This is a genomic window from Rickettsia endosymbiont of Gonocerus acuteangulatus (genome assembly GCF_964026435.1).
GTDB lineage: Bacteria > Pseudomonadota > Alphaproteobacteria > Rickettsiales > Rickettsiaceae > Rickettsia.
In genome coordinates, this window is sequence record NZ_OZ032147.1 from 685,901 (window position 1) to 709,894 (window position 23,994).

Sequence of the window (23,994 nt, forward strand, 5' to 3'; positions counted from 1 at the left end):
AACTTACGCTATGTTTGGTTCTAAATATCGTAAAGATGGAGAACGCAGCTGTTGTTGCATATAGTCATCTAAAAGCCCTAACTTTATTTGGTAAACCGTTTTACCGATTGTATTTGCAGTCCTTTTGAGAAATGCCCAAACTAAAAATGCACAACTAATATGATTACGTTGAATACGCTGTTTCCTGCATTGACAACGTTCTATCCCAGTAAGTTGCTTAATTTCTCTGTGCATGCTCTCAATTACCCATCGAAAGCCACACTCATCTTGTGCAGCTTTAGAAGATTTTTGAGTTTTGTTATTGGTAACAACATACTCAACTCTGTTGGTAGAAACAGTAAATTTAAACAAATTAACATGCTTATTTTTAGCAAAGCCTTTTATATGAATCTCTACTCCATGCCTGATCTCTTCATCTGAAAATGTCAACTCTTTTACAGCTTTATAAGGTTTAGAATCGTGTGTTTTACTAACGTTTCTATTGGCTTTAATAGGGGCATAATAATATTTCCCCAGAGAGTCAACATGTTGCATAATTTTGTGTGTAGAATACCATGTGTCAAAAAGTACTGTTTGAAAAGGAATCTTCTTGCTATAAACAGCATTATTTAACATGTTTAATAGGTGTTCTAGTTTTGTTGCTCCATCATGATCAGGTGCAAAAATTCGATAATCTATTACCCAAAACTTATTAATATCAGGGTTATAATATACCAGACTCACTACTCCTATACCTTTAGTAACTCTACCTGTAGCTCCACTGTACTGCGATCTTGCAATTTCTATTTGCTTCGTATTCCTTTTATTTAAAACCGTATCATCAAATATTGTATATCCATTAGATGAAAAAATAACATCATTCTTGATGTGTTCCCATAACAAAGAAGGTGTATATTTTTCATTCCTTAAAAATCTATTAATAACATCATGACTACATTTCTTTGCATGTTCAGCGTAGTAGGTTAAACTATAATTCTTTTGGCTAACTATTAAAAATTGACAATAATCTGTCCTATTAATTGGTATTGCTTGCAACTTTATCCTCTTTGACATGTTTAATTATTTTTACAATAATTTATCACTTTTTTACTCATAGCGTAAGTTTTGAGTTATAAAAAAAACTTTTCTTCATCCCAAAAGGGATATTGGTCTAAGGAATGAGTTTATATTGAAACTAAAAACTATAGATAAACAAGATTTAGTATTTATCGATGAGTCTGGGATAGAAGATAATAGCTGTAGAGAACACGGGTGGAGCATTATCGGTCAAAGATGTTATGGTGAAAAGGTCTATCAACATAAATCACGGATTAGTATGATTGCTGGGCTGTGTGTCAAAGATATTATTGCCCCAATAATATTTGATGGGACATGTAATAAGGACATTTTTGAAACTTATGTACAAGAGATATTGATCAAGGAATTAAAGGCTGGTCAGATAGTAGTAATGGATAATATTAATTTTCATAAAAGTACAAAAGTGAAAACGTTAATTGAATCTGTTGGTTGCAGTATTTTATTTTTACCAACTTACTCTCCTGACTTAAATCCTATTGAGCATTACTGGTTTAAGATAAAAAATGAAATTAGGAAAGTTGTAGGAGATTTTGAAACATTTTATGATGCTGTTTTTAACACTATTAAATTGTCAGTATCTTAATGATTTATGCTATATAATAATAGGTCAATGAGTAGATAGCAGTTTATAAAAATCAGCCGCTAAGAAAAGCGATCCGGTTATTATGATATTTGCTTTATTATCGCCATTTATTTTTTTTATGTCCATAATTGCTTCTTCAAGACTATCACTAGCAGCAAAATCAATACCGGTTTTACTTGCCTCTAAGGCTATTATCTCAGCATTATAGCTTAATGTTTCAGATAAAACTTTAATACCATAACCTTTAGTTATCAAACCTTTGAAGTAAACACAAAACTCTTCTATATTGCGGTTTTTAGTCATACCGAGTATTAAATATATCGGTGATTTTAAATTATCACGAATCCACGCTGTTAAGGCTTGGGCTCCACTATTATTATGAGCTCCATCCACCCAAATTTGTACGTTATCACCTATTAATCTAGAATATTTTTGTGGGTTAATTTTTTCAATTCTGGCAGACCAAATAGTATTTTGTAGACCTTCAGCAATAGCTTCATTATTGATATTAAATTGTTTATTAATTAGGCTTATCAAAGCAATAACGCTTGCTGCATTGATTAATTGATGATCACCAAAGAGCGAAGGAGTAGGAAATTCATAGGTAAAATTTTGTGAGGAATAAATAAACCCATTATCCGTTTTTTGTATACCGAAATCATATTCATAACAAAAGGTGGGGACTGCTAAATTTTCCGCCTTTGCAAATAATATTTCAGGAACTTCGGGAACTTGTACGCTTATAACACAAGGCACGCCCTGCTTCATAATGCCAGCCTTTTCAAAAGCTATTAACGGCAAGGTTGACCCTAGCATATGCATATGATCATATGAAATGGGGGTAATTAACGTAATTAACGGCTGATCTATTACATTTGTTGCATCTAACCTACCACCCAGTCCCGTTTCTAATATTAATATATCAGCTTTATTATTCGCAAATGCTAGAAAAGCTGCAGCTGTTGTTCCTTCAAAAAAACTAGGTTCAATATTAAATTTCTCACTTGCTACCCTAACTTGTTCACAAACTTGCCATAATTCATCATCTGAAATTTTTTCACCTGCTACTACAATTCGCTCGTTAAACTCTAATAAATGTGGAGAAGTATAGCAATGTACTTTATAACCAGCTTGCGTAAAAATGCTTTTAAGCATCGCACTACTTGAGCCTTTGCCGTTCGTACCTGCTATATGTATTACAGGAGGAAGCCTTAAGTGAGGATCGCCTAAAGCCTTTAAAAGACTACTTATATTTTCTAAATCATATTTAATTTGGTTTTTCCAGTTTGGTTTTGGTACTGGAAAATGCGGCATGAACATATTTTTAATTTTTCTTTGTCATCCCGTGGCCCCGCCCCGGGATCCAGTTAACAAACTTTTAATGTCATTCCCAAAGGAATGCAGCAATCCAGAAAATAATAAAAAATACTAATTTTATTAGTATTTTTAACTGGCTCCCGTGAATAAATCACGGGATGACAAGGTAAAACCGATCTACGCAACAATGCCTTTGCGGGAATGACATATATAGCTAATTTTCAAGTTCAAGTAGTATATTTGGCTTTTGGTTTTACTACCTTAATAAGCCCAATAAACATAACTGCAACAGTTTGTAATGTTACAGGAATAGGGGGCGCGCTTAAGAGGGATTGTTATGTGCGAACAAATCGCAAGCAATGCTATCCGTAACGCTATTTCTATTGTTTGCCTTTTTAATAATGGAAAAAGAGCTCGAACTAAGTTGCATAAGCTACCTCATATTTGATTTTTAAGTAAGTAACTAAATAGAATGATACAAAACTTACGCTATGTTTGGTTCTAAATATCGTAAAGATGGAGAACGCAGCTGTTGTTGCATATAGTCATCTAAAAGCCCTAACTTTATTTGGTAAACCGTTTTACCGATTGTATTTGCAGTCCTTTTGAGAAATGCCCAAACTAAAAATGCCCAACTAATATGATTACGTTGAATACGCTGTTTCCTGCATTGACAACGTTCTATCCCAGTAAGTTGCTTAATTTCTCTGTGCATGCTCTCAATTACCCATCGAAAGCCACACTCATCTTGTGCAGCTTTAGAAGATTTTTGAGTTTTGTTATTGGTAACAACATACTCAACTCTGTTGGTAGAAACAGTAAATTTAAACAAATTAACATGCTTATTTTTAGCAAAGCCTTTTATATGAATCTCTACTCCATGCCTGATCTCTTCATCTGAAAATGTCAACTCTTTTACAGCTTCATAAGGTTTAGAATCGTGTGTTTTACTAACGTTTCTATTGGCTTTAATAGGGGCATAATAATATTTCCCCAGAGAGTCAACATGTTGCATAATTTTGTGTGTAGAATACCATGTGTCAAAAAGTACTGTTTGAAAAGGAATCTTCTTGCTATAAACAGCATTATTTAACATGTTTAATAGGTGTTCTAGTTTTGTTGCTCCATCATGATCAGGTGCAAAAATTCGATAATCTATTACCCAAAACTTATTAATATCAGGGTTATAATATACCAGACTCACTACTCCTATACCTTTAGTAACTCTACCTGTATAGCATAAATCATTAAGATACTGACAATTTAATAGTATTAAAAACAGCATCATAAAATGTTTCAAAATCTCCTACAACTTTCCTAATTTCATTTTTTATCTTAAACCAGTAATGCTCTATAGGATTTAAATCAGGAGAGTAAGTTGGTAAATACAATATGGTACAACCAACGGATTCAATGAACTCTTTAACTTTAGAATTTTTATGAAAATTAATGTTATCCATAATAACGGTTTGCCCAGGTTGTAATTCTGTAATTAATACATCCCTAATATAAGTTTTAAAGACCTCTGTATTACAATTACCTTCAAATATTACAGGAGCAATAAGATTACCATTACAAAGACCAGCTATCATACTTATTCTAAATTTATGTTGATACACCTTTTCTCCATAACACCTTTGTCCTATAATGCTCCATCCATACTCTTTGCAAGCATTATCCTCTATTCCAGATTCATCAAGATATACTAATTTGTCTTTTGTGATGGTTTGTATCTTTGCTATAAATTCATTTCTTAATTTAATATCTCTTTTCGGATGAAAATGAGTTTTTTTATAGCTATAGCCAAGTTTTCTGATTTGTCTTAAAATAGTTACAGATGCAATATTACCCCATTGCTTTGCTAACTCCTTTGATGTTTTATTCATATTAGCTTTAAAAAATTCTGAATCTTTTATCTTATGACTATGTCCTTTCTGATAACCAGTTGCTGCTTCTAAAGTACCTTGCTTATCTTTTAATTTTTTCCATTTATATATAGTATCACGACTTACATTAAATAATTTACTTACCTTACTTATTCGTATCCCTGCTTCTACAGCTTTTATAACTCTTAGTCTTAGTTCTATTGCATATGCTCGTGCCATATCTCTTTACATGCTTGTTAATATTTGCTTACTATAACATGATACTCTCGCTCTGTCAGTACCTTAATGACTTATGCTATACCACCATAGCAACCGCTTGCATAAATAAGAGAAGGTTGTAAAATTACCCAATCTATATTTTCTAATTTTTGTAAATACCTTTCTATTGCTTTTTTAGTTAAAGCATAAGCAGTGTTTTCTTCATCATCTATTCCAAGAGCTGAAATATGAATAATTCTTTTTACGTTAGTAAGAGTACAAGCCTTAAATAGAGCTTTTGGACCGTTGATATGAACATTTTTAATATTATTAGCACGACTAGACGTTAACACACCTGAGACATTAATTACTATATCTATTTTCTCTAATTTATTTATCCAATCTTGGGAGCTAATATCTGTATTAAAATCACAATGTATAATTTCTGCAGTAGGGAATTTTTTTCTAGTAGATTCAATATCTCTAACGGCACATACTACTTTATAATTACTTTTTAACAATGCAGCAGTAATATATGATTCAATAAAACCGTTAGCTCCAGTTACTAATATTCTCATGTTCAATGTCAATTATCTATATCAATTTGTAATTTTTATAAGGTGAAATAAAACTTTTTACGGAATAAAATATGATAAAATTTTTCCTGCATAGTTTTGTGGAATCGTTCATATATTCCATTAGTTTGAGGACTATAGGCTTTAAATAAGCTTCATTTTTAATAATTTAAAATTAGCAAATCCTTATCAATCTTAAAACCTTTAAAGCGTTCAAGTACTGACATACCAAGAAGAGAAACATCAAGATCACCAAGTCCGATATGTCCACTAATATCCTTAAATTCTTTTCCTATTATTACACTATCTAATTTTATAGGAGCGGCTTTATTTTCACCATTAGCAGTTAGATAGGTTCTAGTATATTTTAACTGAGTTAGATCAAACCCTAATTTTTGAGCATCTTCTTTGGTTAAAGCTACATCACTTGCCCCAGTATCAATCATAAAGCTTATTTTAACATTATTCACAACAGCATCAATATAAAAATGTCCATCTCCGCTACGAGCTATGATTATTTCGCCAGCTTCCGTAGACCAATTATATGATGGAATCAACACTGATGCTACTCTTTGATAAGCATAATTTAGTTCAAATCTAAAAGCATAGCCGATGATTATAACTAAAAAAATTGCTGCCCAAGCTGCTAATTGCAAGCAAAATTTACGTATTTCATTTTGACTTATAGTGCTATAAATTATGCTAAATAATATTAGTAATGAGGCACAAAAACTTCCGATATTTTGCGGCTCTTTAAAAAACTTTGGATAGTGCTGATTGATATATTTGTATACTAAGCCAGTTATGAATATAGTACTGCAAATTATAAATATAAGTTTTATGTATTTTCTGTCCATATTGAAAGTATAACAACTAATATCAAAAGTGGAAGCCACCTTTTATTTTTGATACTTTTTAATTTATTCTTTTCCATAAGGAGGTGCAGAAATACACTTCTTTATAGAAAATCTCCGATATTTTCTAAAAACAACCTAACCCTATGAGAAGCTGGTTTGTCAAAAAACTCTTGTGCCGATTGATTTGCTAAAATTTGTCCTTGATCCATAAAAATAATACGGTCGGCTATCAGCTTCGCAAATTTTAAGTGATGGGTTACTACTACCATACTCATTTGGTCTTTCAGTAAATTAATGTTCTCGATCACATCTTTAATATTTTCAGGATCTAATGCCGATGTTGGCTCATCGAACAATAAAATTTCCGGTTTCATCATTAAAGCTCTTGCTATTGCAATACGCTGCTTCTGCCCACCTGATAGATTTGCCGGATATGAATCAAACTTCTGACTTAGCTTAAACTTTTCAAGTAGTTCTTTTGCTTTCGATATAGCTTCATCTTTTGGAATCTTTAAAACATTCACCGGTGTATAAATCAGATTATCACCTACACTTAAATGCGGAAAGAGGTTAAAATTCTGAAAAACCATCCCAACTTTTAACCGCAATTTTCTTCTATCTTTTGGCAATAGCTTTTTGCCGTCTACAAGCAGGGTTCCACTAGTTGGTTCTTCTAAATTATTTAAAACACGTAGTAAAGTGGTCTTACCACCTCCTGACGGACCAATTATTACAGTGGTTTCTTTAGTGGTAAAACTTAAATCTATATTTTTAATACCATAATTTTTGCCGTAACATTTACAGACTTTTTCTAAAATAATCATAATACTTCTAATAAATAGTAGACGAAGATCAACTTGGAAAAGAGCAAGAAGCCTCGGAGTTTTTGACCGCAGCGTAGATAAACTACGTGAGGATCAAAAACGAGAAGCGACACAGCCAATTTTTCAAGTTCATCGAGTATACAATGTAAATTTATAACCATCATAAAGCGGTTTAACATTATCTGGAAGTATTTTTGTAATTTCATGATAATCTATAGTATGCCGCATATTTGTCAATAATATCTGCTCTGGTTTATATTTCTCTCGCCACTCTAAGACTTTATCAAGCCCTGCATGATTTTTATTTGAAGTATAATCCATACAATCTAAAATCCATACTTTTATATTTTGCAAAAATTTCTCTGACTCTGGCGGAAAATTAATAACATCAGGCGAATAAACAAAATCACCTATCCGCAAACCTAAACTATCGATAGGACCATGGGTTTGTCTAAAAAATTGTATTTCAATTGTGTTAATCTTAATTTTATCAAAAAAATCAATATTCCTAGTTTCAAGAACTGGACCTTGCATAAATGAATTATAACCAAATAAATAGTCGAAACTTTTATGTAAATTTGCTGCTGTATTTGCGTCTGTATAGATTTCTAATGCCTTTTTTTCCATAAAAGAAAATATTCGTAAATCATCAATTCCGTTAACATGATCGGAATGATAATGCGTTAATACCGCACAATCAAGTTTATTTATCTTTTCTCTTACTAGCTGATTTTTGATATCAAACCCAAAATCAACTAGTATTTGACTATTTTCATCGTTGATATATATTGCTGATCTAGTTCTTTTATTGTACTTTGAATCTGATAAACATACAGAGCAACCACATCCGATTACCGGTACGCCTATAGATGCTCCGCAGCCCAGTATTGTCACCTGTAACATAAACTAATAAAATAATGTTTGAAGTTTTTTATAATTTTTGCGGCTTAAATCAAGAAATATTTTTATTCTTAAATAAAATTACTAATATCGGTCTGTTTGCCTATTTTTTAAGAATATTTTCTTTTTGCTTTAATATCGCTAATTTCGCCATAATATATATTTTATACTGTATATATCTTTATATTCAACTAAAGAAAATCAAAAACGATAATGAGCTACAAAATAAATTTTGGCATAATTATAATAAATTAGTTGAAATCGGGATAGTATATGGCGTATTTGGTTTGGTCTTTACTGCTCTTAAATTTACTGTTAATTTACCACGTCCTTATTGTAGCCTACCTGAGGGAAGTTTTATCACTATATTAAATACTGCAAGCGAAAGATGTTTATCGAGTTTTCCAAGTAGTCACGCAGCACTTAGCGTTTTAGTAACGTATTTTATCTGGAATTATATAAAATTACCAGTTAAAATATTAATGATTTGTGTTATTATATTAGTATCTTTATCTCGCATTAGTCTTGCTATGCACTATCCAAGCGACATAATTTATGGTATTATTACCGGATTTGTAACAATATTAATCGGTAAAATAATTTACCAAATTTTTAAAAATAATGTAATAAAGTGGATGGGTGATTTTTTATTAATGTCATTCCCGCATAGGCGGGAATCCAGACTATTTTAATGTCATCTCTTATGGCTTATCCACGGAGTCCAGTACCAGTAATTGAAAAATAGTTTTTAAAGCCAAAAGCTCGATTTATCTCGCTTTATGCTGGATTCCCGCCTACGCGGGAATGAGCTAAAAACTAGGGAATAACACCACAACCAATTTTAAATAAAACAAATATATGCTGTTATATAGAAAATATTTTATAAAAAATATCCTACCTTTGCTTATAGTCATTACTTTTTCAATGACTAGCTTGGTATGGATTACTCAAGTATTAAAGCTTTTATATTTATTTGACAAAGGTATAAAAGTTATGGATTTCTTGAGTTTAATAATTTTAGTACTGCCTACCTTATTATTTATTTTATTACCCATCATAACAGTTATTACAATAATTTATATTTATAATAACCTAAAAATTGAGAGGCAATTAATTATATTACAAACTTCAGGGGTAGGTAATCTACAATTAGCTCTACCTGCTTTATATGTTGCATTAATAGTCGCATTACTTGCTTATTATATATCTTCCACTGTCATACCTTTATCCCATATAAATTTAAAATCACGTTTAAGCTTTATAAAGAATAACTACATATCAAGTATGATTGAGGAAAAGACTTTTAACAAAATAACAAAACATATTACTGTTTATATAGATAAAAAATCTGCAGGAAATGTTATGAAAGGCGTAATCATATTTGATAACCGCAATGCTGATAACCCATCTGTAGTATTTGCAAATTCCGGAATACTTGATATATATGAGAATGATCCTATTTTTGAGCTTAGTAAGGGTAGTAGGCAAGAATATAATATAAATGGGAATCTGACGCAGCTAACTTTTGATTCATTGATGATAAAGCTGCAAAATGATAATCTGTTAATATCAGAAAGAACAACGCATAATAAGGAAGCAAACGAATATTATATTGAGGAATTACTAGAACCCCCTGTTGATCTAAACCCTATGAAAAAAATTAAATTAATTGCTGAAGCTCATCAACGAATAATTTGGCCTTTATATAATTTTGTATTACCATTTTTAGCATTGGCAGTTTTCTTAAAATATCCTTACAGCAAAAAAACAACTTTCATGCCGATATTATTTGCTGCTTTATCAGTATTAATAGCTACTTCTGCTCACTTTACACTACAAAACTTTGCTTCAAAAAAATTAGCTTTTATTACTGCTTGCTACCTAAATATATCCCTCATTTTATCAATAGGTTTATATTTATTTATACGTAAAAGAATATAGTTCCCCTGTCATCCCATGATTTATTCTATAGTACCGGACATTTTTAAAAAAATGTTATATTTTTTTCAGGTATAGGTGACCTTATATGTCATTCCCGCGTAGGCGGGAATCCAGCATAAAGCGAGATAATATCGAGCTTTTATATTCTAAAAAATTGCTATATTTAGACTTTTTTTCCTGGATTCCCGCCTACGCGGGAATGACATAGAAGCTATACAATAACGCTAGCTTTTTCCTGCAATGATGCTACAAAACTTACGCTATGTTTGGTTCTAAATATCGTAAAGATGGAGAACGCAGCTGTTGTTGCATATAGTCATCTAAAAGCCCTAACTTTATTTGGTAAACCGTTTTACCGATTGTATTTGCAGTCCTTTTGAGAAATGCCCAAACAAAAATGCACAACTAATATGATTACGTTGAAGACGCTGTTTCCTGCATTGACAACGTTCTATCCCAGTAAGTTGCTTAATTTCTCTGTGCATGCTCTCAATTACCCATCGAAAGCCACACTCATCTTGTGCAGCTTTAGAAGATTTGTGAGTTTTGTTATTGGTAACAACATACTCAACTCTATTGGTAGAAACAGTAAATTTAAACAAATTAACATGCTTATTTTTAGCAAAGCCTTTTATATGAATCTCTACTCCATGCCTGATCTCTTCATCTGAAAATGTCAACTCTTTTACAGCTTTATAAGGTTTAGAATCGTGTGTTTTACTAACGTTTCTATTGGCTTTAATAGGGGCATAATAATATTTCCCCAGAGAGTCAACATGTTGCATAATTTTGTGTGTAGAATACCATGTGTCAAAAAGTACTGTTTGAAAAGGAATCTTCTTGCTATAAACAGCATTATTTAACATGTTTAATAGGTGTTCTAGTTTTGTTGCTCCATCATGATCAGGTGCAAAAATTCGATAATCTATTACCCAAAACTTATTAATATCAGGGTTATAATATACCAGACTCACTACTCCTATACCTTTAGTAACTCTACCTGTAGCTCCACTGTACTGCGATCTTGCAATTTCTATTTGCTTCGTATTCCTTTTATTTAAAACCGTATCATCAAATATTGTATATCCATTAGATGAAAAAATAACATCATTCTTGATGTGTTCCCATAACAAAGAAGGTGTATATTTTTTATTCCTTAAAAATCTATTAATAACATCATGACTACATTTCTTTGCATGTTCAGCGTAGTAGGTTAAACTATAATTCTTTTGGCTAACTATTAAAAATTGACAATAATCTGTCCTATTAATTGGTATTGCTTGCAACTTTATCCTCTTTGACATGTTTAATTATTTTTACAATAATTTATCACTTTTTTACTCATAGCGTAAGTTTTGTAGATTTGTTTACACTTCTGCAGTAGCAGCTAAATTAAAGTTATATAGCTATTTACCTTCTAAAAGATATAAAAGGCAAGAAAGAGGGAAGAGGCGTCAAAGGATCATTATACCACAAAGGATCTCAATACATCAGCGTGATGCAATAGCTACGAAAAAGGTAGAAGTAGGGAATTTTGAGGCAGATCTTACATTTCATAAAGGTAATCAAAGTATGAATATTGGTGCACTGGTGGATAAAAAGAGTCAAAAGATTATTTTAGTGCTGAATAACTCCAAGAGAGCTACAACAGTTACCAATGGTTTTTTAAGAAAGATAAAAACTCTTCCAAATAGTGTGAGAAAGACTATTACTATGGATAATGGCAAAGAGTTTGTGGGGCATGTTGCCTATAGACTATCTGGGTTTCAAACTTTCTTTTGTGATCCATACCGCCCTAGACAAAAAGCATTAGTGGAAAAAATGAATTCTATGATTCATAGAATTTTACCTAAAAATACAGATATTACTACCGTTACACAAAGAGGTCTTGACAATGTTGCTGAGATTTTAAATAACATGCCAAGAAAGATTTTTGGTTATAAAACCCCCAATGAAATTTGGGCAGAAAATTTATAGGTTTTGTTCTACTTAGTCCTTGCATTTTCATTCTTACTATAAGTTAATTCATAGTTTAATCTCTTTTGGGTATATTCCCCGCCGCTTGCGGCGTAATATGGCGGAATGAGCAAATATATACATAAAAGTCATAATGTTACGGTACTGCTACATGGTATTTCCAGCAAAATATCGCCGAGCAGTGTTTGACGTATCAGTTGATCAAGTATTACGAGAAATATGTTTAGAGATAGAAAAGAGATATCAAATAAAATTTTTAGAAATAGGGGTTGATGAAGATCATGTCCATTTTTTGGTACAATCTGTACCAACCTATAGCGTAACAAAAATAGTAACAACAATTAAAAGTGTTACAGCTCGTCAAATATTTAGACAGTGTCCACAGGTAAAGAAACAATTATGGGGTGGAGAATTTTGGACTGATGGATATTTTACGAGTACGGTAGGTAAGCATGGAAATGAGAATATGATAGGAAAATACGTAAAAAACCAAGGCAAGGAATATCAGAAACTGCATGAGGATCATCAGCTAGCTTTCTTCTAAAATACCCCGCTGCTTGCGGCGGGGATTACTTTTATTCAAATCGCCATGCAAAAAATTATACTTATAATTGATAAACAATTGCCGAAATCCTATTCGGGTTTGTTTCGTTCTATTATTTTTGGTACGTTATCATATCTCAAGTTATAGCTTAATGCGATAAGGTAATGACTTTTTTAAGAGCATAGTAAACAGCATCAAAAAAGTGCTCAAAATTAGAAATAGTTTTTCTTATTTCATTCTTGATTTTAAACCAGTAATGCTCAATAGGATTTAAGTCAGGAGAGTAAGTTGGTAAAAATAAAATACTGCAACCAACAGATTCAATTAACGTTTTCACTTTTGTACTTTTATGAAAATTAATATTATCCATTACTACTATCTGACCAGCCTTTAATTCCTTGATCAATATCTCTTGTACATAAGTTTCAAAAATGTCTTTATTACATGTCCCATCAAATATTATTGGGGCAATAATATCTTTGACACACAGCCCAGCAATCATACTAATCCGTGATTTATGTTGATAGACCTTTTCACCATAACATCTTTGACCGATAATGCTCCACCCGTGTTCTCTACAGCTATTATCTTCTATCCCAGACTCATCGATAAATACTAAATCTTGTTTATCTATAGTTTTTAGTTTCAATATAAACTCATTCCTTAGACCAATATCCCTTTTGGGATGAAGAAAAGTTTTTTTTATAACTATAACCTAATTTATTAAGCAATCTTGATATCGTACTTGCAGATACTTTTTGACTCCAGTTATTAGCTAGCTCCATGGTGGTTTTATCAAAATTTAATTCTATAAATTTTTTAAATCCCTCTATGTCTCTTATTATTCTACGATGTCCTGTATGATAACCACTTTTTGCTTTGACATCCCCAGTTTGTTTCTTTAATTTTTTCCACTCTATTATAGTCTTCCTACTAATAGAGTATATCTCTGAAGTCTCTTTTATTGTTTTACCATCTGTTAAACTTTTTATTACTCGTATTCTTAAATCGTATGAATATGCCTTTGCCATAAGTTTTTCATTTAGTATAATCCAACTCATACTATAGTCACTACCTTATCGCATTAAGCTATAGTTAAAATTTTCATCTATGATGAGAATGATTTTGTGTTAAATATAAAAGTCTTAAAAAGTAATGAAAATTATTTCTGGTCTTAATAAAATCAATTACTTTAAAAAGCTAATTAATGGGGAGTGATTAAGAAGTGGTGGCCATGGTCGGAATCGAACCAACGACACAAGGATTTTCAGTCCTTTGCTCTACCAACTGAGCTACATGGCCAAATATACTCTTCTGATTTGAAGAATTGGCTCTGCAAAACTTCGGGGAACTCACATGCTCACCTATTAAGTATAGGCTCCGCGTGTTCGCCCCTTGTTTTACATTCCAATTCTCCAAATCATTTGAGTATGTACTCGTTTTATCTAGAAAAGTAATCTAATCCTTATAATAGATTAATTGGCTTTTGTCTATTCTTAATTTACTAGTATTAGACAAAAATAAGAAATTATAGTATAATGCGTAATTATTTATATAGCATTTTTTATGATAAAAATTGGTAACATTGAATTTTCTTCAAACGTAATACTAGCTCCGATGTCCGGTGTAACGGATTTAGAATTTAGAAGATTAGTGAAAAGATTCGGAGCGGGGCTTGTGGTATCGGAAATGATTGCAAGCAGAGCAATGATTGTAGAATCTAGGCAATCACTGCAAAAATGTTCTATTATGCAAGACGATGCAACAAGTGCATGCGTGCAGCTTGCCGGTTGTGAGCCGAATGTAATAGCCGAAGCTGCTAAGATGAATGAGGATATGGGAGCAAAAATTATCGATCTGAATTTTGGCTGTCCAGCAAAAAAGGTTGTAAACGGCTATTCAGGTTCGGCTTTGATGAGAGATGAGGGGCTTGCAGCTAAAATTTTTGAAGCAGCCATTAAAGCAGTAAAAATTCCAGTAACTGTTAAAATGCGTATGGGCTGGGATGATCAGACAAAAAATGCTCCAACTCTAGCTAAAATTGCGGAAAGATCAGGGATTCAAATGGTGACAGTTCACGGCAGAACTAGGTGCCAATTTTATTCAGGTAATGCTGATTGGGAGTTTATCAAAAACGTTAAAGAAGCAGTAAAAATTCCGGTTATTGCTAATGGCGATATCACTAATTTCGCCAAAGCTAAAGAAGCATTAGAGAAATCCGGTGCAGACGGGGTTATGGTCGGTAGAGGGGCATATGGCAAACCTTGGCTTATTTCGCAAATTGACCACTATCTTAAAACAGGTGAGGAAAAACCGGCACCCTCTATAGAGGAGCAGCTAGAAATAGTGCTTGAGCATTATCAGGCTATCGTTGATTATTATGGTGAATCTGCAGGCGTACCTATCGCTCGTAAACATATGGATTGGTATAGTAGCGGGTTGCCTAATTCGGCAGAATTTAGGGGAGCTGTTAATTTAATGAATGATCCAATAGCGGTAAAAGATAAGATTGTGGAGTTTTATACAAGCGTTATAAATAGAGAGTAATAAGAAAAGTTTTAAGTTTTGTTTTTATAATATTGTTTTTTAATGCGAGTTATGCAAATGAAAAAATAGTTGACTATAAATCAGTCTTTTTGCCTATAATCACTAGCGATAAAGAAACAAAAATTACTATACGTTCGTACTTAAATAATTCTAAAAAATATTTTGTTTTAGTCGATCCAAATTCCTTTAAAACTACTCTAATTTCGCAAGACCAAGTGGAGTTACCTAAGAATGAAGCAGAAAAGCAAAATCTTCTCAAAAAACTAGATAATACCCCTTATATCAAAGCTTTAAATAAATATACAAAGCCACCTTATATACAACAAAATTATGGTGCTACTCATTCAATGTATGAGGTAAAAGGACAATTTCTTACAATTGATATGTGTCCTTCTTCTAAAAGCTTTGAGGAGGAATTTTTTAACAAACTTGTTGAGCTATCTGTTAAGCTAAATAAACCTATTCCAATTGCTATATGTGTTTCGGGTTTATGGATCAATAAACATGAGAAAGAATTTTTATGGTTAGTACAGCAGCAACAAAAAGGTCATTTACAAATTACTTGGGTTTACCATTCATTTAGCCACCCTTATTTCAAGGATAAACCTCTTGAAAATAATTTTCTTCTCTCTAATAAAGAAAATTTTGAAAGCGAAGTGCTTGAAGCAGGGAAAGTACTAGTTAGCCATAATATTGCTTCCATCCCCTTTCTTCCGTTTTCCTGGTTTAGTTTCAGATCAAACATTACATTAATAGAAAAACTGAAAGATTTCGGATTTATTCCGCTCGGAAGCGATGCTTGGCTTGCAAAAGGTGAAAAAGTTCAAGATGGTTCTTTTATCTTAGTGCATGGTAACAGCAACGAAAAAGCCGGAATAAAATTAATTATGCCAATGTTACCAGGTCTCAAACTATTACCTCTTGAAAAGGCATTTCTCTTAGCGAATTAAAAAAAGACTAGATTTATTGCGTGGATCAGTTTCCCCTGTCATTCTGCTAAAAGCTTGTAGGATGACACGAGGTAGTAGAATCAAATTCCGCAAGCAATGTGCCTATAAGGTGAAAATACTATAAGTAAGTAGAACAGAACCTATTTAAAATAATAAGATTTTAAATAGGTAATGATGAACAGAAAATATAGACACTTATCTCGAGAAGAGAGATATGAGATAAAAAGAATGTATGACCTAGGAGTCAGTATTAATAAGATAGCACAACATCTTACGAGGTCTAAAAGCACTATTAGTATAGAGCTAAAAAGAAATAAGGTAAAAGATAAGTATATGCCTTGTGTTGCTCAGGAAAAATATGAAAATAGGATGTATCAGCAAGAGTTATTAAAAATAGAAAAGAACCCTATGTTGTTAGATTATATTAAAAATGCTATGATTCGCAAGAAATGGTCGCCGGATGCTATAGCCGGAAAGTTAAAACTAGACAAAAATACAGCTTTGTGTATCAGTACAGAAAGTATATATAGATTTGTTTACACTTCTGTAGTAGCAGCTAAATTAAAGTTATATAGCTATTTACCTTCTAAAAGATATAAAAGGCAAGAAAGAGGGAAGAGGCGTCAAAGGATCATTATACCACAAAGGATCTCAATACATCAGCGTGATGCAATAGCTACGAAAAAGGTAGAAGTAGGGAATTTTGAGGCAGATCTTACATTTCATAAAGGTAATCAAAGTATGAATATTGGTGCACTGGTGGATAAAAAGAGTCAAAAGATTATTTTAGTGCTGAATAACTCCAAGAGAGCTACAACAGTTACCAATGGTTTTTTAAGAAAGATAAAAACTCTTCCAAATAGTGTGAGAAAGACTATTACTATGGATAATGGCAAAGAGTTTGTGGGGCATGTTGCCTATAGACTATCTGGGTTTCAAACTTTCTTTTGTGATCCATACCGCCCTAGACAAAAAGCATTAGTGGAAAAAATGAATTCTATGATTCATAGAATTTTACCTAAAAATACAGATATTACTACCGTTACACAAAGAGCTCTTGACAATGTTGCTGAGATTTTAAATAACATGCCAAGAAAGATTTTTGGTTATAAAACCCCCAATGAAATTTGGGCAGAAAATTTATAGGTTTTGTTCTACTTAGTCCTTGCATTTTCAAGGCATTACTATTTCTATATTATTTTCCTTATTATTTTTTATTTATTAGTTTTAATAAATACAGTATGCTTACTTATGATATAAGTTTTTTGGTTATTCGTACAAAAAGCTATTCTTTATATATTTTTTCTAGAGACTAATAATAAAACAGGAGAAAAATAACATGACTTATTGTGATAAATCTAATCAAACTTCCTATCCTTTTGTGCTACCTAATTTGCCTTATAACAAAGAAAGTTTTAAACCACATTTTACTGCTGAAACTTTTGAGTACCATCATGGTAAACACCATAATTCTTACGTGCAGAATTTAAATAATTTGCTAAAAGATAAAGAAGAACTACAAAAAAAGAATTTAGAAGAAATTATAGAATGGTCATCACAAAATCAAAATATTGCAATTTTTAATAATGCTGCACAAGTTTGGAATCATACATTTTTTTGGCATTCAATAAAGCCAAATGGTGGAGGAAAGCCAAGTGGTAAAATATTAAAGCAAATTAATGAGGATTTTGGTAGTTTTGAAGGGTTTTGTGAACAGTTTAAAGCAGAAGCAACGGGGCAGTTCGGGAGTGGCTGGGCTTGGCTTGTATATCATAATAATAGATTACAAATTGTAAAAACTGCAAATGCTGGTACACCTATAGCAAATGGTATGCAACCGCTTCTTGCATGTGATGTTTGGGAGCATGCTTATTATATTGATTATCGTAACAAACGTCCTGATTACGTTGACATTTTTATTAAGCATATGATCAATTGGGAATTTGTAGAAAATAATTTAACTAAATAAATGTAAATTATGGCAGAAATAGAAAACTTTAAAAAAAATCGAAATTTTATTAAACCTATTGTTGATTTAAAAAAACCTCAAGAAGAGCAAGTCAAATATATAGATGATCTAAAAGAAGTTCAAGAAACTCCAATTAGAAATATAGAAGATTCTGAAGAAGCTCTTATAGAATATGTAGCTTTTAGCGGTGGTGGGGCTAAAGGGGCTATATATTCAGGTGCTTATGCTGCACTAAAAAAAGCCCATCTTTTAGATAAGGTAAAAGCTGTTGCAGGCTCATCAGCCGGTGCTATAACTGCAGCAATAGTGGCATTTGGTACACCAGCTGAGCGATTTGAAGAAATATCTAAAACTACTAATTTACAAGATTTACTAGGACAAAAAGGGTTTTCTGCTGGTGTTTTACAGTTAAATAAAGATGGTAAACCTTTATATAATTTGCTTGATAAAACTATAAAAGATAATGTAGGTGATTTTTTACAAAGACCAGATATTGTAAATGTCAAAGATGATAAAGATTTAGATAGGTTAAGAGAAAGACATAAAAGCGGTGGTAAAATATATTTTAGGGATTTAGTATTACTTCGAAAATATGATCCTACTAACTATAAAGATTTAGTGGTTACGGCTGTTGAGAAAGATGCAGGCACACTAACTATTTTTAGTAGCCTTGATACACCTGATGTTGAAGTTGCTTTAGCCTGTCGTGCTTCTGCTTCTATCCCACTTGTTTTTGAGCCGGTAGAAATTAATGGCAAAAAATATGTTGACGGTGGTTATTTAGATAATGTCCCGACAAAATATTTTAAAGATAATGAACCAGAATTTGATGTAAAAGAAATAACGAATGATACAGATGAGATTATATTAGCTAAAAAGCAAAAGAGAACTCTTTCTATGGCTTTTGGTGTTGGCATGGAAGCGGATGCAAATATTGCGATATATAGTGCTAGAGAATTTAAAAGTCCAAGTGAAATTATAAAATTTTTAGCTAACGTATTATTTAAAATGATTGCAAAAATAGGTGGAAAATTTAAATATACCGATACTCTAAAAGAAACAAATGAGCAGCTACGTGAGAATGCTTTAAATACTGTTGTTTTAGATACTCAAGGAATCGATACTCTTGATTTTAAAGATGCCCAAAAATATGCTAACTATCTACATATTAAAGGATATTGCCAAACTATGGAATATGCTAATAATCATGGGCTTGCTAAAGAAAAAGATAAAACGCTTGAACATCAGAAATTTCTATTAAATGTTTATGAAGTTTATGACAACAAGAATTTAAATAAAACCTTTGGAATCAAATTATTAGAAATGTTTATTCCGTCAAAGGAAAATAATGATTCTAAATGGCAACAAGGAGTTGTTGAAAACCATGATGATAAAGCAAAAATACTATTATCATTTTGTAATGTTAATGCTTTAACTAAAGAAAATTTACAGCCACTTCTTACAGAATATGTAATAACAGCTGCAACTAGCCGTAATGGTACATTAAAAGACAATACAAATTCAGTAAAGGCTTTATTCCATGTATTGAATGATCCAAGTACTTCTAATGAAGTAAAAGAAAGTTTTATAGAGGTGTTTGCTATAGATAAAAGCAAAGATACAAGATTTAATAAAACTAAAACTTATGATGAAAATATTGCTAAGTTCAAATTTACTAAAGATGATTTAGAATCATTTATAACTAAAAATAAAAGTGCTGCAATAAAGGTTCAAAATAAATATGCTCCACCTAAGCATAGGGAGCATGGGTAAACGTATTACTATTTATCTTTTTCTAAGATATTAATAGGGTCATCAAACTTCAAAACTTACGCTATGTTTGGTTCTAAATATCGTAAAGATGGAGAACGCAGCTGTTGTTGCATATAGTCATCTAAAAGCCCTAACTTTATTTGGTAAACCGTTTTACCGATTGTATTTGCAGTCCTTTTGAGAAATGCCCAAACTAAAAATGCCCAACTAATATGATTACGTTGAATACGCTGTTTCCTGCATTGACAACGTTCTATCCCAGTAAGTTGCTTAATTTCTCTGTGCATGCTCTCAATTACCCATCGAAAGCCACACTCATCTTGTGCAGCTTTAGAAGATTTGTGAGTTTTGTTATTGGTAACAACATACTCAACTCTGTTGGTAGAAACAGTAAATTTAAACAAATTAACATGCTTATTTTTAGCAAAGCCTTTTATATGAATCTCTACTCCATGCCTGATCTCTTCATCTGAAAATGTCAACTCTTTTACAGCTTTATAAGGTTTAGAATCGTGTGTTTTACTAACGTTTCTATTGGCTTTAATAGGGGCATAATAATATTTCCCCAGAGAGTCAATATGTTGCATAATTTTGTGTGTAGAATACCATGTGTCAAAAAGTACTGTTTGAAAAGGAATCTTCTTGCTATAAACAGCATTATTTAACATGTTTAATAGGTGTTCTAGTTTTGTTGCTCCATCATGATCAGGTGCAAAAATTCGATAATCTATTACCCAAAACTTATTAATATCAGGGTTATAATATACCAGACTCACTACTCCTATACCTTTAGTAACTCTACCTGTAGCTCCACTGTACTGCGATCTTGCAATTTCTATTTGCTTCGTATTCCTTTTATTTAAAACCGTATCATCAAATATTGTATATCCATTAGATGAAAAAATAACATCATTCTTGATGTGTTCCCATAACAAAGAAGGTGTATATTTTTTATTCCTTAAAAATCTATTAATAACATCATGACTACATTTCTTTGCATGTTCAGCGTAGTAGGTTAAACTATAATTCTTTTGGCTAACTATTAAAAATTGACAATAATCTGTCCTATTAATTGGTATTGCTTGCAACTTTATCCTCTTTGACATGTTTAATTATTTTTACAATAATTTATCACTTTTTTACTCATAGCGTAAGTTTTGTCAGATAATTTTTTTATGATACTGTATCAATTTTCAGCCGTTGCATATTAAAAATCTGTATCATTTTTCGACCGCTGTTGACAAAATGAGAGACAAATAGCAACTTTAAGTGTGCAATTAGAAGCAGTATATGGCATTAATGGGTATTATGTGTAGGAAGTAGGAGAAGAAATGCTACCACAAAAAACAAAAACATTTGATATTGATCCTAATGGCAAATCTATTGGAGACCTAGGATCAACTAGGGAATCAGAAGCAAAAGCAGAAGAGACAGCATGGCATCAAATTAGAAAAGGTGTGAGGGAGGAGCTGGGTGATCATATTGACCAAGCTTGGTTTGCAAAAGCAGAAGTTGCCGAGTGTAAGGAAACCAAAACCTTGACATTAACAATGCCAACAAGATTTATGGCTGATTGGATTAGGAATAACTATTATCATGTGATAAGACGAGTGGCTGGTAGTGTTGGGATGAATAGTGTGGAGTATACACTAAATGTTAAAAACTAATTTTGCTATATCAAAATATAACACGTTAATAATAATTATACTGCATAAAAAATAATTATTCAATCATATATATTAATTCATAAAATCATCATTCATTTTTCATAAAAAATAATTATTACCTCATAAGTATGAATTATTCTTGACTTAAGTTTTAAGCTTATATAATTATTAGTTATATGAGATGTAGTAATAGAGAACAAAGAAGGAGATTATTACAGAAAAGAAAAAACCGATAGATGCTCATCCTAGCCAAAGTTTGAGCATATACCGGTCAATGAAACAACCCATAAATCAATATGAGGTCATATATGAATATATCACACTATCCTTGTGATGGCAATAATGGTAGAGTATTAGCTGATCATTTGTGTGATTTATAGACATAGTTATAATAAGGATGTAAGCTCAAATGTAATTTAGTTATAAAAAATACCAAAATGGACTCTAAGATTAAAATACGTTTGAGTTGGGTTAAATTATATCAAGAGTCAGGTAATGCAGGGAAAGTGTGTAGTTATTATGGTATTTCAAGATTCACCTTACGTAAATGGTATAAACGTTATGAGTTATTGGGTATTGAGGAGCTGCATTCTTTAAGCAGGAAACCGCATACATTTCCTTTTCAGAAATTAAATGATATATCAGAGCAACAAATATAGTGTTACGACAAGAGAGGAAATTAGGAGCAAGACGTATTCAGAACGAACTAAAACGTTTACATAACATTTCGTTTTCTACGGCTACTATACATAAAGTCCTGCAGAAACATAATCTTGGTAAGATAAACTTAATAATAAAGAACTAAGAAACATTATTAAGCTTAAAAAGGAATCATCTATGATTAATTAGTCACGAATTAAACAGACATCCTTATTGTAACTATGTCTATAAATCTCACACCTAATATTTCTTAAAGGTAAATTATTAATTACTTTTTATTTTTAATATGGTATTTAAATAATAAATAAAAATTTTTAAGGTCCAATATGTTTAATCTGAATATAGATAATATTATAGTTATTATATTTCTAATAATAACATTAGTTATTGGTCTTCGAGCAAGTAGAAACATCAAAGATATAGCAGAATATGCTATAGGCAATAAAGTATTTGGTAGTGGAATACTCGCAATTACCATATTAGCTACATATATTACTGGTTCTAAAGGCATAGGATATGCAGGCTATGTGTTTGATGATGGTATTTTGCCGATATTACCATCAATTTTGTGTGGTGTGATATTTTGCTTCTCATTTATCATCTTCTTTATTTTACCACGTATTAAATATTTTGATGGTTGCTTAACTACCGCTGAATTAATGGGACAAATTTATGGCACAAAAACTCGTTTTACTGTAGGTGTTCTTGGTAGTTTCTATACTATTACCTTAGTAACTTTACAAATTATATGGCTTGGTAACGTTGCGGAGTTGTTAGGAATGCCAAAATTATGGGGTGTAATATTTGGTGGAGCATTTTTGATAATCTACTCTTCTATAGGAGGCATAAAATCTATCACTATTACTGATCTTATACAATTTATAGCAATAACGATAATGATACCAATGATAGCCTATGTAGTGCTTAATAAAGTTGGAGGTATAAGATCTTTAATTACTAAAACTCCTATACAGCATTTTGATATTTTGCACCATCCTAATTTAAAGGATTATCTTATTTATTGTGTATGGTATATTTTCCCAGCTTTTCCTTTAAGTTTTCCTTTCATACAAAGGATGCTTATGGCTAGAAATAGTAAGCAGCTTACCAATAGTTATTATATTTGTATGTTTTTTCTAATTATATTCTTTGGGTTACTTACATTAATTGGTTTATCTGTTATAGTTTTGAAAGAAACAGGATATGTAAATATACCTTCTAGAGGGAGTGAAATAATTACTTATCTAATAAATAATTACTTCTTTGCTGGTACTAAAGGCATTCTAGTTCTTGGATTAATTGGTGCGGTTATATCTACTGCTGATTCCTTTTTAAATTCAGGAGCATTATTGCTTGCTCATGATGTAATAAAACCAGTTTGTAATAAAAAAATATTAATATTGATGAACTAAAATTAGCACGTTATATTACGTTTGGACTTGGGGTAATTGCAGTATTTACAGCATCAGTGAATAATGTTTTGCCTAGGATACAATATGCAGGAATAGTGGATTTAGCTAAAGGGATAAATATAGCATCTGAGATTGTCGCATTGATTTTTACAATTCCTTTAATTGCCGGTATTATAGGTCTTAAAGGCAGTTCTCTTTCTTTTTTTATACCATCAATAATTACTACCGTAACTTTTATCATTGGTAAATTATTTTTTGATAACGAGCTACTAATTCCTACAAGTGTTATTATAAATTTCATTAGCTTTTTTATTAGCCATTATATTCTAAATAAAGG

The 23,994-nt window shown here is 31.6% G+C and carries 22 protein-coding genes, 1 tRNA gene and 5 pseudogenes; 13 read left to right on the forward strand and 15 right to left on the reverse strand.

Translation table 11 applies throughout. From position 1 onward, the window contains the following. Positions 1-3: 3 nt before the first annotated feature. Positions 4-1,053, reverse strand: coding sequence for a transposase (locus AAGD55_RS04200; RefSeq protein WP_341792252.1), 1,050 nt, complete (start codon positions 1,051-1,053; stop codon positions 4-6). Between the two features lie 61 nt (positions 1,054-1,114). Here AAGD55_RS04200 and AAGD55_RS04205 point away from each other — a divergent pair. Further along, positions 1,115-1,660: pseudogene (locus AAGD55_RS04205) on the forward strand (IS630 family transposase); the annotation flags it as partial. A gap of 24 nt (positions 1,661-1,684) precedes the next feature. Here the strand turns inward: AAGD55_RS04205 and AAGD55_RS04210 are convergent. The 8 genes and pseudogenes from AAGD55_RS04210 to AAGD55_RS04245 all read right to left on the reverse strand — a co-directional run bounded on the left by AAGD55_RS04210 (position 1,685) and on the right by AAGD55_RS04245 (position 8,220). Beyond that, positions 1,685-2,980: a folylpolyglutamate synthase/dihydrofolate synthase family protein gene (locus AAGD55_RS04210; protein ID WP_341792253.1), complete on the reverse strand. Its 1,296-nt coding sequence runs from the start codon at positions 2,978-2,980 to the stop codon at positions 1,685-1,687. 481 nt (positions 2,981-3,461) lie between these two features. Further along, entirely contained in the window at positions 3,462-4,265 is an 804-nt protein-coding gene (locus AAGD55_RS04215; protein ID WP_341792254.1) for a transposase, read from the reverse strand. Beyond that, positions 4,225-5,082 (reverse strand): IS630 family transposase, encoded by an 858-nt coding sequence (locus AAGD55_RS04220; protein WP_341792255.1) that lies wholly within the window; start codon positions 5,080-5,082, stop codon positions 4,225-4,227. Before AAGD55_RS04220 ends, AAGD55_RS04215 begins: the two co-directional genes overlap by 41 nt. Before the next feature lie 71 nt (positions 5,083-5,153). After that, positions 5,154-5,639 carry an NAD-dependent epimerase/dehydratase family protein gene (locus tag AAGD55_RS04225; protein WP_341792514.1) on the reverse strand — a complete coding sequence of 162 codons (486 nt, stop codon included), beginning with the start codon at positions 5,637-5,639 and terminating at the stop codon, positions 5,154-5,156. A gap of 38 nt (positions 5,640-5,677) precedes the next feature. Then, positions 5,678-5,782 (reverse strand): annotated as a pseudogene (locus AAGD55_RS04230) (IS481 family transposase); the annotation flags it as partial. 15 nt (positions 5,783-5,797) lie between these two features. Continuing rightward, positions 5,798-6,493, reverse strand: a complete 696-nt coding sequence (locus AAGD55_RS04235) for a TIGR02281 family clan AA aspartic protease (protein ID WP_341792256.1) — start codon at positions 6,491-6,493, stop codon at positions 5,798-5,800. A 101-nt stretch (positions 6,494-6,594) separates the two neighbouring features. Continuing rightward, the gene (locus AAGD55_RS04240) at positions 6,595-7,317 is read right to left on the reverse strand and encodes an amino acid ABC transporter ATP-binding protein (RefSeq protein WP_341792257.1); all 723 of its coding nucleotides are present in this window, start codon (positions 7,315-7,317) and stop codon (positions 6,595-6,597) included. Between the two features lie 129 nt (positions 7,318-7,446). After that, positions 7,447-8,220, reverse strand: a complete 774-nt coding sequence (locus AAGD55_RS04245; RefSeq protein ID WP_341792258.1) for an MBL fold metallo-hydrolase — start codon at positions 8,218-8,220, stop codon at positions 7,447-7,449. Between the two features lie 14 nt (positions 8,221-8,234). Here AAGD55_RS04245 and AAGD55_RS04250 point away from each other — a divergent pair, with 14 nt between their 5' ends. Next, positions 8,235-8,909, forward strand: coding sequence for a phosphatase PAP2 family protein (locus tag AAGD55_RS04250; protein WP_341792259.1), 675 nt, complete (start codon positions 8,235-8,237; stop codon positions 8,907-8,909). A 166-nt stretch (positions 8,910-9,075) separates the two neighbouring features. Then, entirely contained in the window at positions 9,076-10,158 is a 1,083-nt protein-coding gene (locus tag AAGD55_RS04255; RefSeq protein WP_341792260.1) for an LptF/LptG family permease, read from the forward strand. 255 nt (positions 10,159-10,413) lie between these two features. On the opposite strand, the gene AAGD55_RS04260 is transcribed toward AAGD55_RS04255, so the two are convergent. Both AAGD55_RS04260 and AAGD55_RS04265 read right to left on the reverse strand, forming a co-directional pair. After that, positions 10,414-10,563, reverse strand: a complete 150-nt coding sequence (locus AAGD55_RS04260; RefSeq protein ID WP_341792221.1) for a hypothetical protein — start codon at positions 10,561-10,563, stop codon at positions 10,414-10,416. Then, positions 10,494-11,462, reverse strand: coding sequence for a transposase (locus AAGD55_RS04265; protein WP_341792261.1), 969 nt, complete (start codon positions 11,460-11,462; stop codon positions 10,494-10,496). Before AAGD55_RS04265 ends, AAGD55_RS04260 begins: the two co-directional genes overlap by 70 nt. Positions 11,463-11,583: 121 nt before the next feature. Here AAGD55_RS04265 and AAGD55_RS04270 point away from each other — a divergent pair. Then, a pseudogene (locus tag AAGD55_RS04270) lies at positions 11,584-12,135 on the forward strand (IS30 family transposase); the annotation flags it as partial. Between the two features lie 105 nt (positions 12,136-12,240). Further along, positions 12,241-12,679 (forward strand): annotated as a pseudogene (gene tnpA / locus AAGD55_RS04275) (IS200/IS605 family transposase). A 148-nt stretch (positions 12,680-12,827) separates the two neighbouring features. On the opposite strand, the gene AAGD55_RS04280 reads toward tnpA, so the two are convergent. Both AAGD55_RS04280 and AAGD55_RS04285 read right to left on the reverse strand, forming a co-directional pair. Next, a protein-coding gene (locus AAGD55_RS04280) for an IS630 family transposase (protein WP_341792515.1) occupies positions 12,828-13,710 on the reverse strand; the annotation gives its coding sequence in 2 pieces (ribosomal slippage) (positions 12,828-13,382 and positions 13,384-13,710; 882 coding nt in all). Positions 13,711-13,905: 195 nt separating this feature from the next. Further along, a tRNA-Phe gene (locus AAGD55_RS04285) sits at positions 13,906-13,981 on the reverse strand. A gap of 264 nt (positions 13,982-14,245) precedes the next feature. Here AAGD55_RS04285 and dusB point away from each other — a divergent pair. The 5 genes and pseudogenes from dusB to AAGD55_RS04310 all read left to right on the forward strand — a co-directional run bounded on the left by dusB (position 14,246) and on the right by AAGD55_RS04310 (position 19,918). Then, positions 14,246-15,226 (forward strand): tRNA dihydrouridine synthase DusB, encoded by a 981-nt coding sequence (gene dusB, locus AAGD55_RS04290; protein ID WP_341792262.1) that lies wholly within the window; start codon positions 14,246-14,248, stop codon positions 15,224-15,226. Beyond that, positions 15,226-16,176, forward strand: a pseudogene (locus AAGD55_RS04295) (polysaccharide deacetylase family protein). Before dusB ends, AAGD55_RS04295 begins: the two are co-directional and overlap by 1 nt. A 171-nt stretch (positions 16,177-16,347) precedes the next feature. Further along, positions 16,348-17,322: an IS30 family transposase gene (locus tag AAGD55_RS04300; protein WP_341792263.1), complete on the forward strand. Its 975-nt coding sequence runs from the start codon at positions 16,348-16,350 to the stop codon at positions 17,320-17,322. Positions 17,323-17,515: 193 nt separating this feature from the next. Then, positions 17,516-18,145 carry a superoxide dismutase gene (locus AAGD55_RS04305; protein WP_341792264.1) on the forward strand — a complete coding sequence of 210 codons (630 nt, stop codon included), beginning with the start codon at positions 17,516-17,518 and terminating at the stop codon, positions 18,143-18,145. Between the two features lie 9 nt (positions 18,146-18,154). Further along, a complete protein-coding gene (locus AAGD55_RS04310; protein ID WP_341792265.1) occupies positions 18,155-19,918 on the forward strand; it encodes a patatin-like phospholipase family protein in 1,764 nt (587 codons plus the stop codon). Between the two features lie 56 nt (positions 19,919-19,974). On the opposite strand, the gene AAGD55_RS04315 is transcribed toward AAGD55_RS04310, so the two are convergent. Next, positions 19,975-21,024 carry a transposase gene (locus AAGD55_RS04315; RefSeq protein ID WP_341792266.1) on the reverse strand — a complete coding sequence of 350 codons (1,050 nt, stop codon included), beginning with the start codon at positions 21,022-21,024 and terminating at the stop codon, positions 19,975-19,977. A 225-nt stretch (positions 21,025-21,249) separates the two neighbouring features. Here AAGD55_RS04315 and AAGD55_RS04320 point away from each other — a divergent pair, with 225 nt between their 5' ends. The 3 genes from AAGD55_RS04320 (at position 21,250) to AAGD55_RS04330 (ending at position 23,657) form a co-directional block, all read left to right on the forward strand. Then, complete coding sequence (locus AAGD55_RS04320; protein WP_341792267.1) at positions 21,250-21,585, forward strand: DnaA N-terminal domain-containing protein; 336 nt, start codon at positions 21,250-21,252, stop codon at positions 21,583-21,585. A 461-nt stretch (positions 21,586-22,046) separates the two neighbouring features. Then, positions 22,047-22,244, forward strand: a complete 198-nt coding sequence (locus tag AAGD55_RS04325; protein ID WP_341792268.1) for a helix-turn-helix domain-containing protein — start codon at positions 22,047-22,049, stop codon at positions 22,242-22,244. A 327-nt stretch (positions 22,245-22,571) separates the two neighbouring features. Then, positions 22,572-23,657, forward strand: coding sequence for a sodium:solute symporter family transporter (locus AAGD55_RS04330; RefSeq protein ID WP_341792269.1), 1,086 nt, complete (start codon positions 22,572-22,574; stop codon positions 23,655-23,657). 10 nt (positions 23,658-23,667) lie between these two features. Here the strand turns inward: AAGD55_RS04330 and AAGD55_RS04335 are convergent, their stop codons facing one another. After that, on the reverse strand, positions 23,668-23,958 hold the full coding sequence (locus AAGD55_RS04335; RefSeq protein WP_341792270.1) for a hypothetical protein: 291 nt from the start codon (positions 23,956-23,958) through the stop codon (positions 23,668-23,670). Positions 23,959-23,994: the final 36 nt, after the last annotated feature.

What these genes read in the sequence shown, in the direction of transcription:
- AAGD55_RS04200 (WP_341792252.1), bottom strand. Translation starts at nt 1,053, where the DNA reads ATGTCAAAGAGGATAAAGTTGCAAGCAATACCAATTAATAGGACAGAT.
- AAGD55_RS04210 (WP_341792253.1), bottom strand. Translation starts at nt 2,980, where the DNA reads ATGTTCATGCCGCATTTTCCAGTACCAAAACCAAACTGGAAAAACCAA.
- AAGD55_RS04215 (WP_341792254.1), bottom strand. Translation starts at nt 4,265, where the DNA reads ATGATGCTGTTTTTAATACTATTAAATTGTCAGTATCTTAATGATTTA.
- AAGD55_RS04220 (WP_341792255.1), bottom strand. Translation starts at nt 5,082, where the DNA reads ATGGCACGAGCATATGCAATAGAACTAAGACTAAGAGTTATAAAAGCT.
- AAGD55_RS04225 (WP_341792514.1), bottom strand. Translation starts at nt 5,639, where the DNA reads ATGAGAATATTAGTAACTGGAGCTAACGGTTTTATTGAATCATATATT.
- AAGD55_RS04235 (WP_341792256.1), bottom strand. Translation starts at nt 6,493, where the DNA reads ATGGACAGAAAATACATAAAACTTATATTTATAATTTGCAGTACTATA.
- AAGD55_RS04240 (WP_341792257.1), bottom strand. Translation starts at nt 7,317, where the DNA reads ATGATTATTTTAGAAAAAGTCTGTAAATGTTACGGCAAAAATTATGGT.
- AAGD55_RS04245 (WP_341792258.1), bottom strand. Translation starts at nt 8,220, where the DNA reads ATGTTACAGGTGACAATACTGGGCTGCGGAGCATCTATAGGCGTACCG.
- AAGD55_RS04250 (WP_341792259.1), top strand. Translation starts at nt 8,235, where the DNA reads ATGTTTGAAGTTTTTTATAATTTTTGCGGCTTAAATCAAGAAATATTT.
- AAGD55_RS04255 (WP_341792260.1), top strand. Translation starts at nt 9,076, where the DNA reads ATGCTGTTATATAGAAAATATTTTATAAAAAATATCCTACCTTTGCTT.
- AAGD55_RS04265 (WP_341792261.1), bottom strand. Translation starts at nt 11,462, where the DNA reads ATGTCAAAGAGGATAAAGTTGCAAGCAATACCAATTAATAGGACAGAT.
- dusB (WP_341792262.1), top strand. Translation starts at nt 14,246, where the DNA reads ATGATAAAAATTGGTAACATTGAATTTTCTTCAAACGTAATACTAGCT.
- AAGD55_RS04300 (WP_341792263.1), top strand. Translation starts at nt 16,348, where the DNA reads ATGATGAACAGAAAATATAGACACTTATCTCGAGAAGAGAGATATGAG.
- AAGD55_RS04305 (WP_341792264.1), top strand. Translation starts at nt 17,516, where the DNA reads ATGACTTATTGTGATAAATCTAATCAAACTTCCTATCCTTTTGTGCTA.
- AAGD55_RS04310 (WP_341792265.1), top strand. Translation starts at nt 18,155, where the DNA reads ATGGCAGAAATAGAAAACTTTAAAAAAAATCGAAATTTTATTAAACCT.
- AAGD55_RS04315 (WP_341792266.1), bottom strand. Translation starts at nt 21,024, where the DNA reads ATGTCAAAGAGGATAAAGTTGCAAGCAATACCAATTAATAGGACAGAT.
- AAGD55_RS04320 (WP_341792267.1), top strand. Translation starts at nt 21,250, where the DNA reads ATGCTACCACAAAAAACAAAAACATTTGATATTGATCCTAATGGCAAA.
- AAGD55_RS04330 (WP_341792269.1), top strand. Translation starts at nt 22,572, where the DNA reads ATGTTTAATCTGAATATAGATAATATTATAGTTATTATATTTCTAATA.
- AAGD55_RS04335 (WP_341792270.1), bottom strand. Translation starts at nt 23,958, where the DNA reads ATGAAATTTATAATAACACTTGTAGGAATTAGTAGCTCGTTATCAAAA.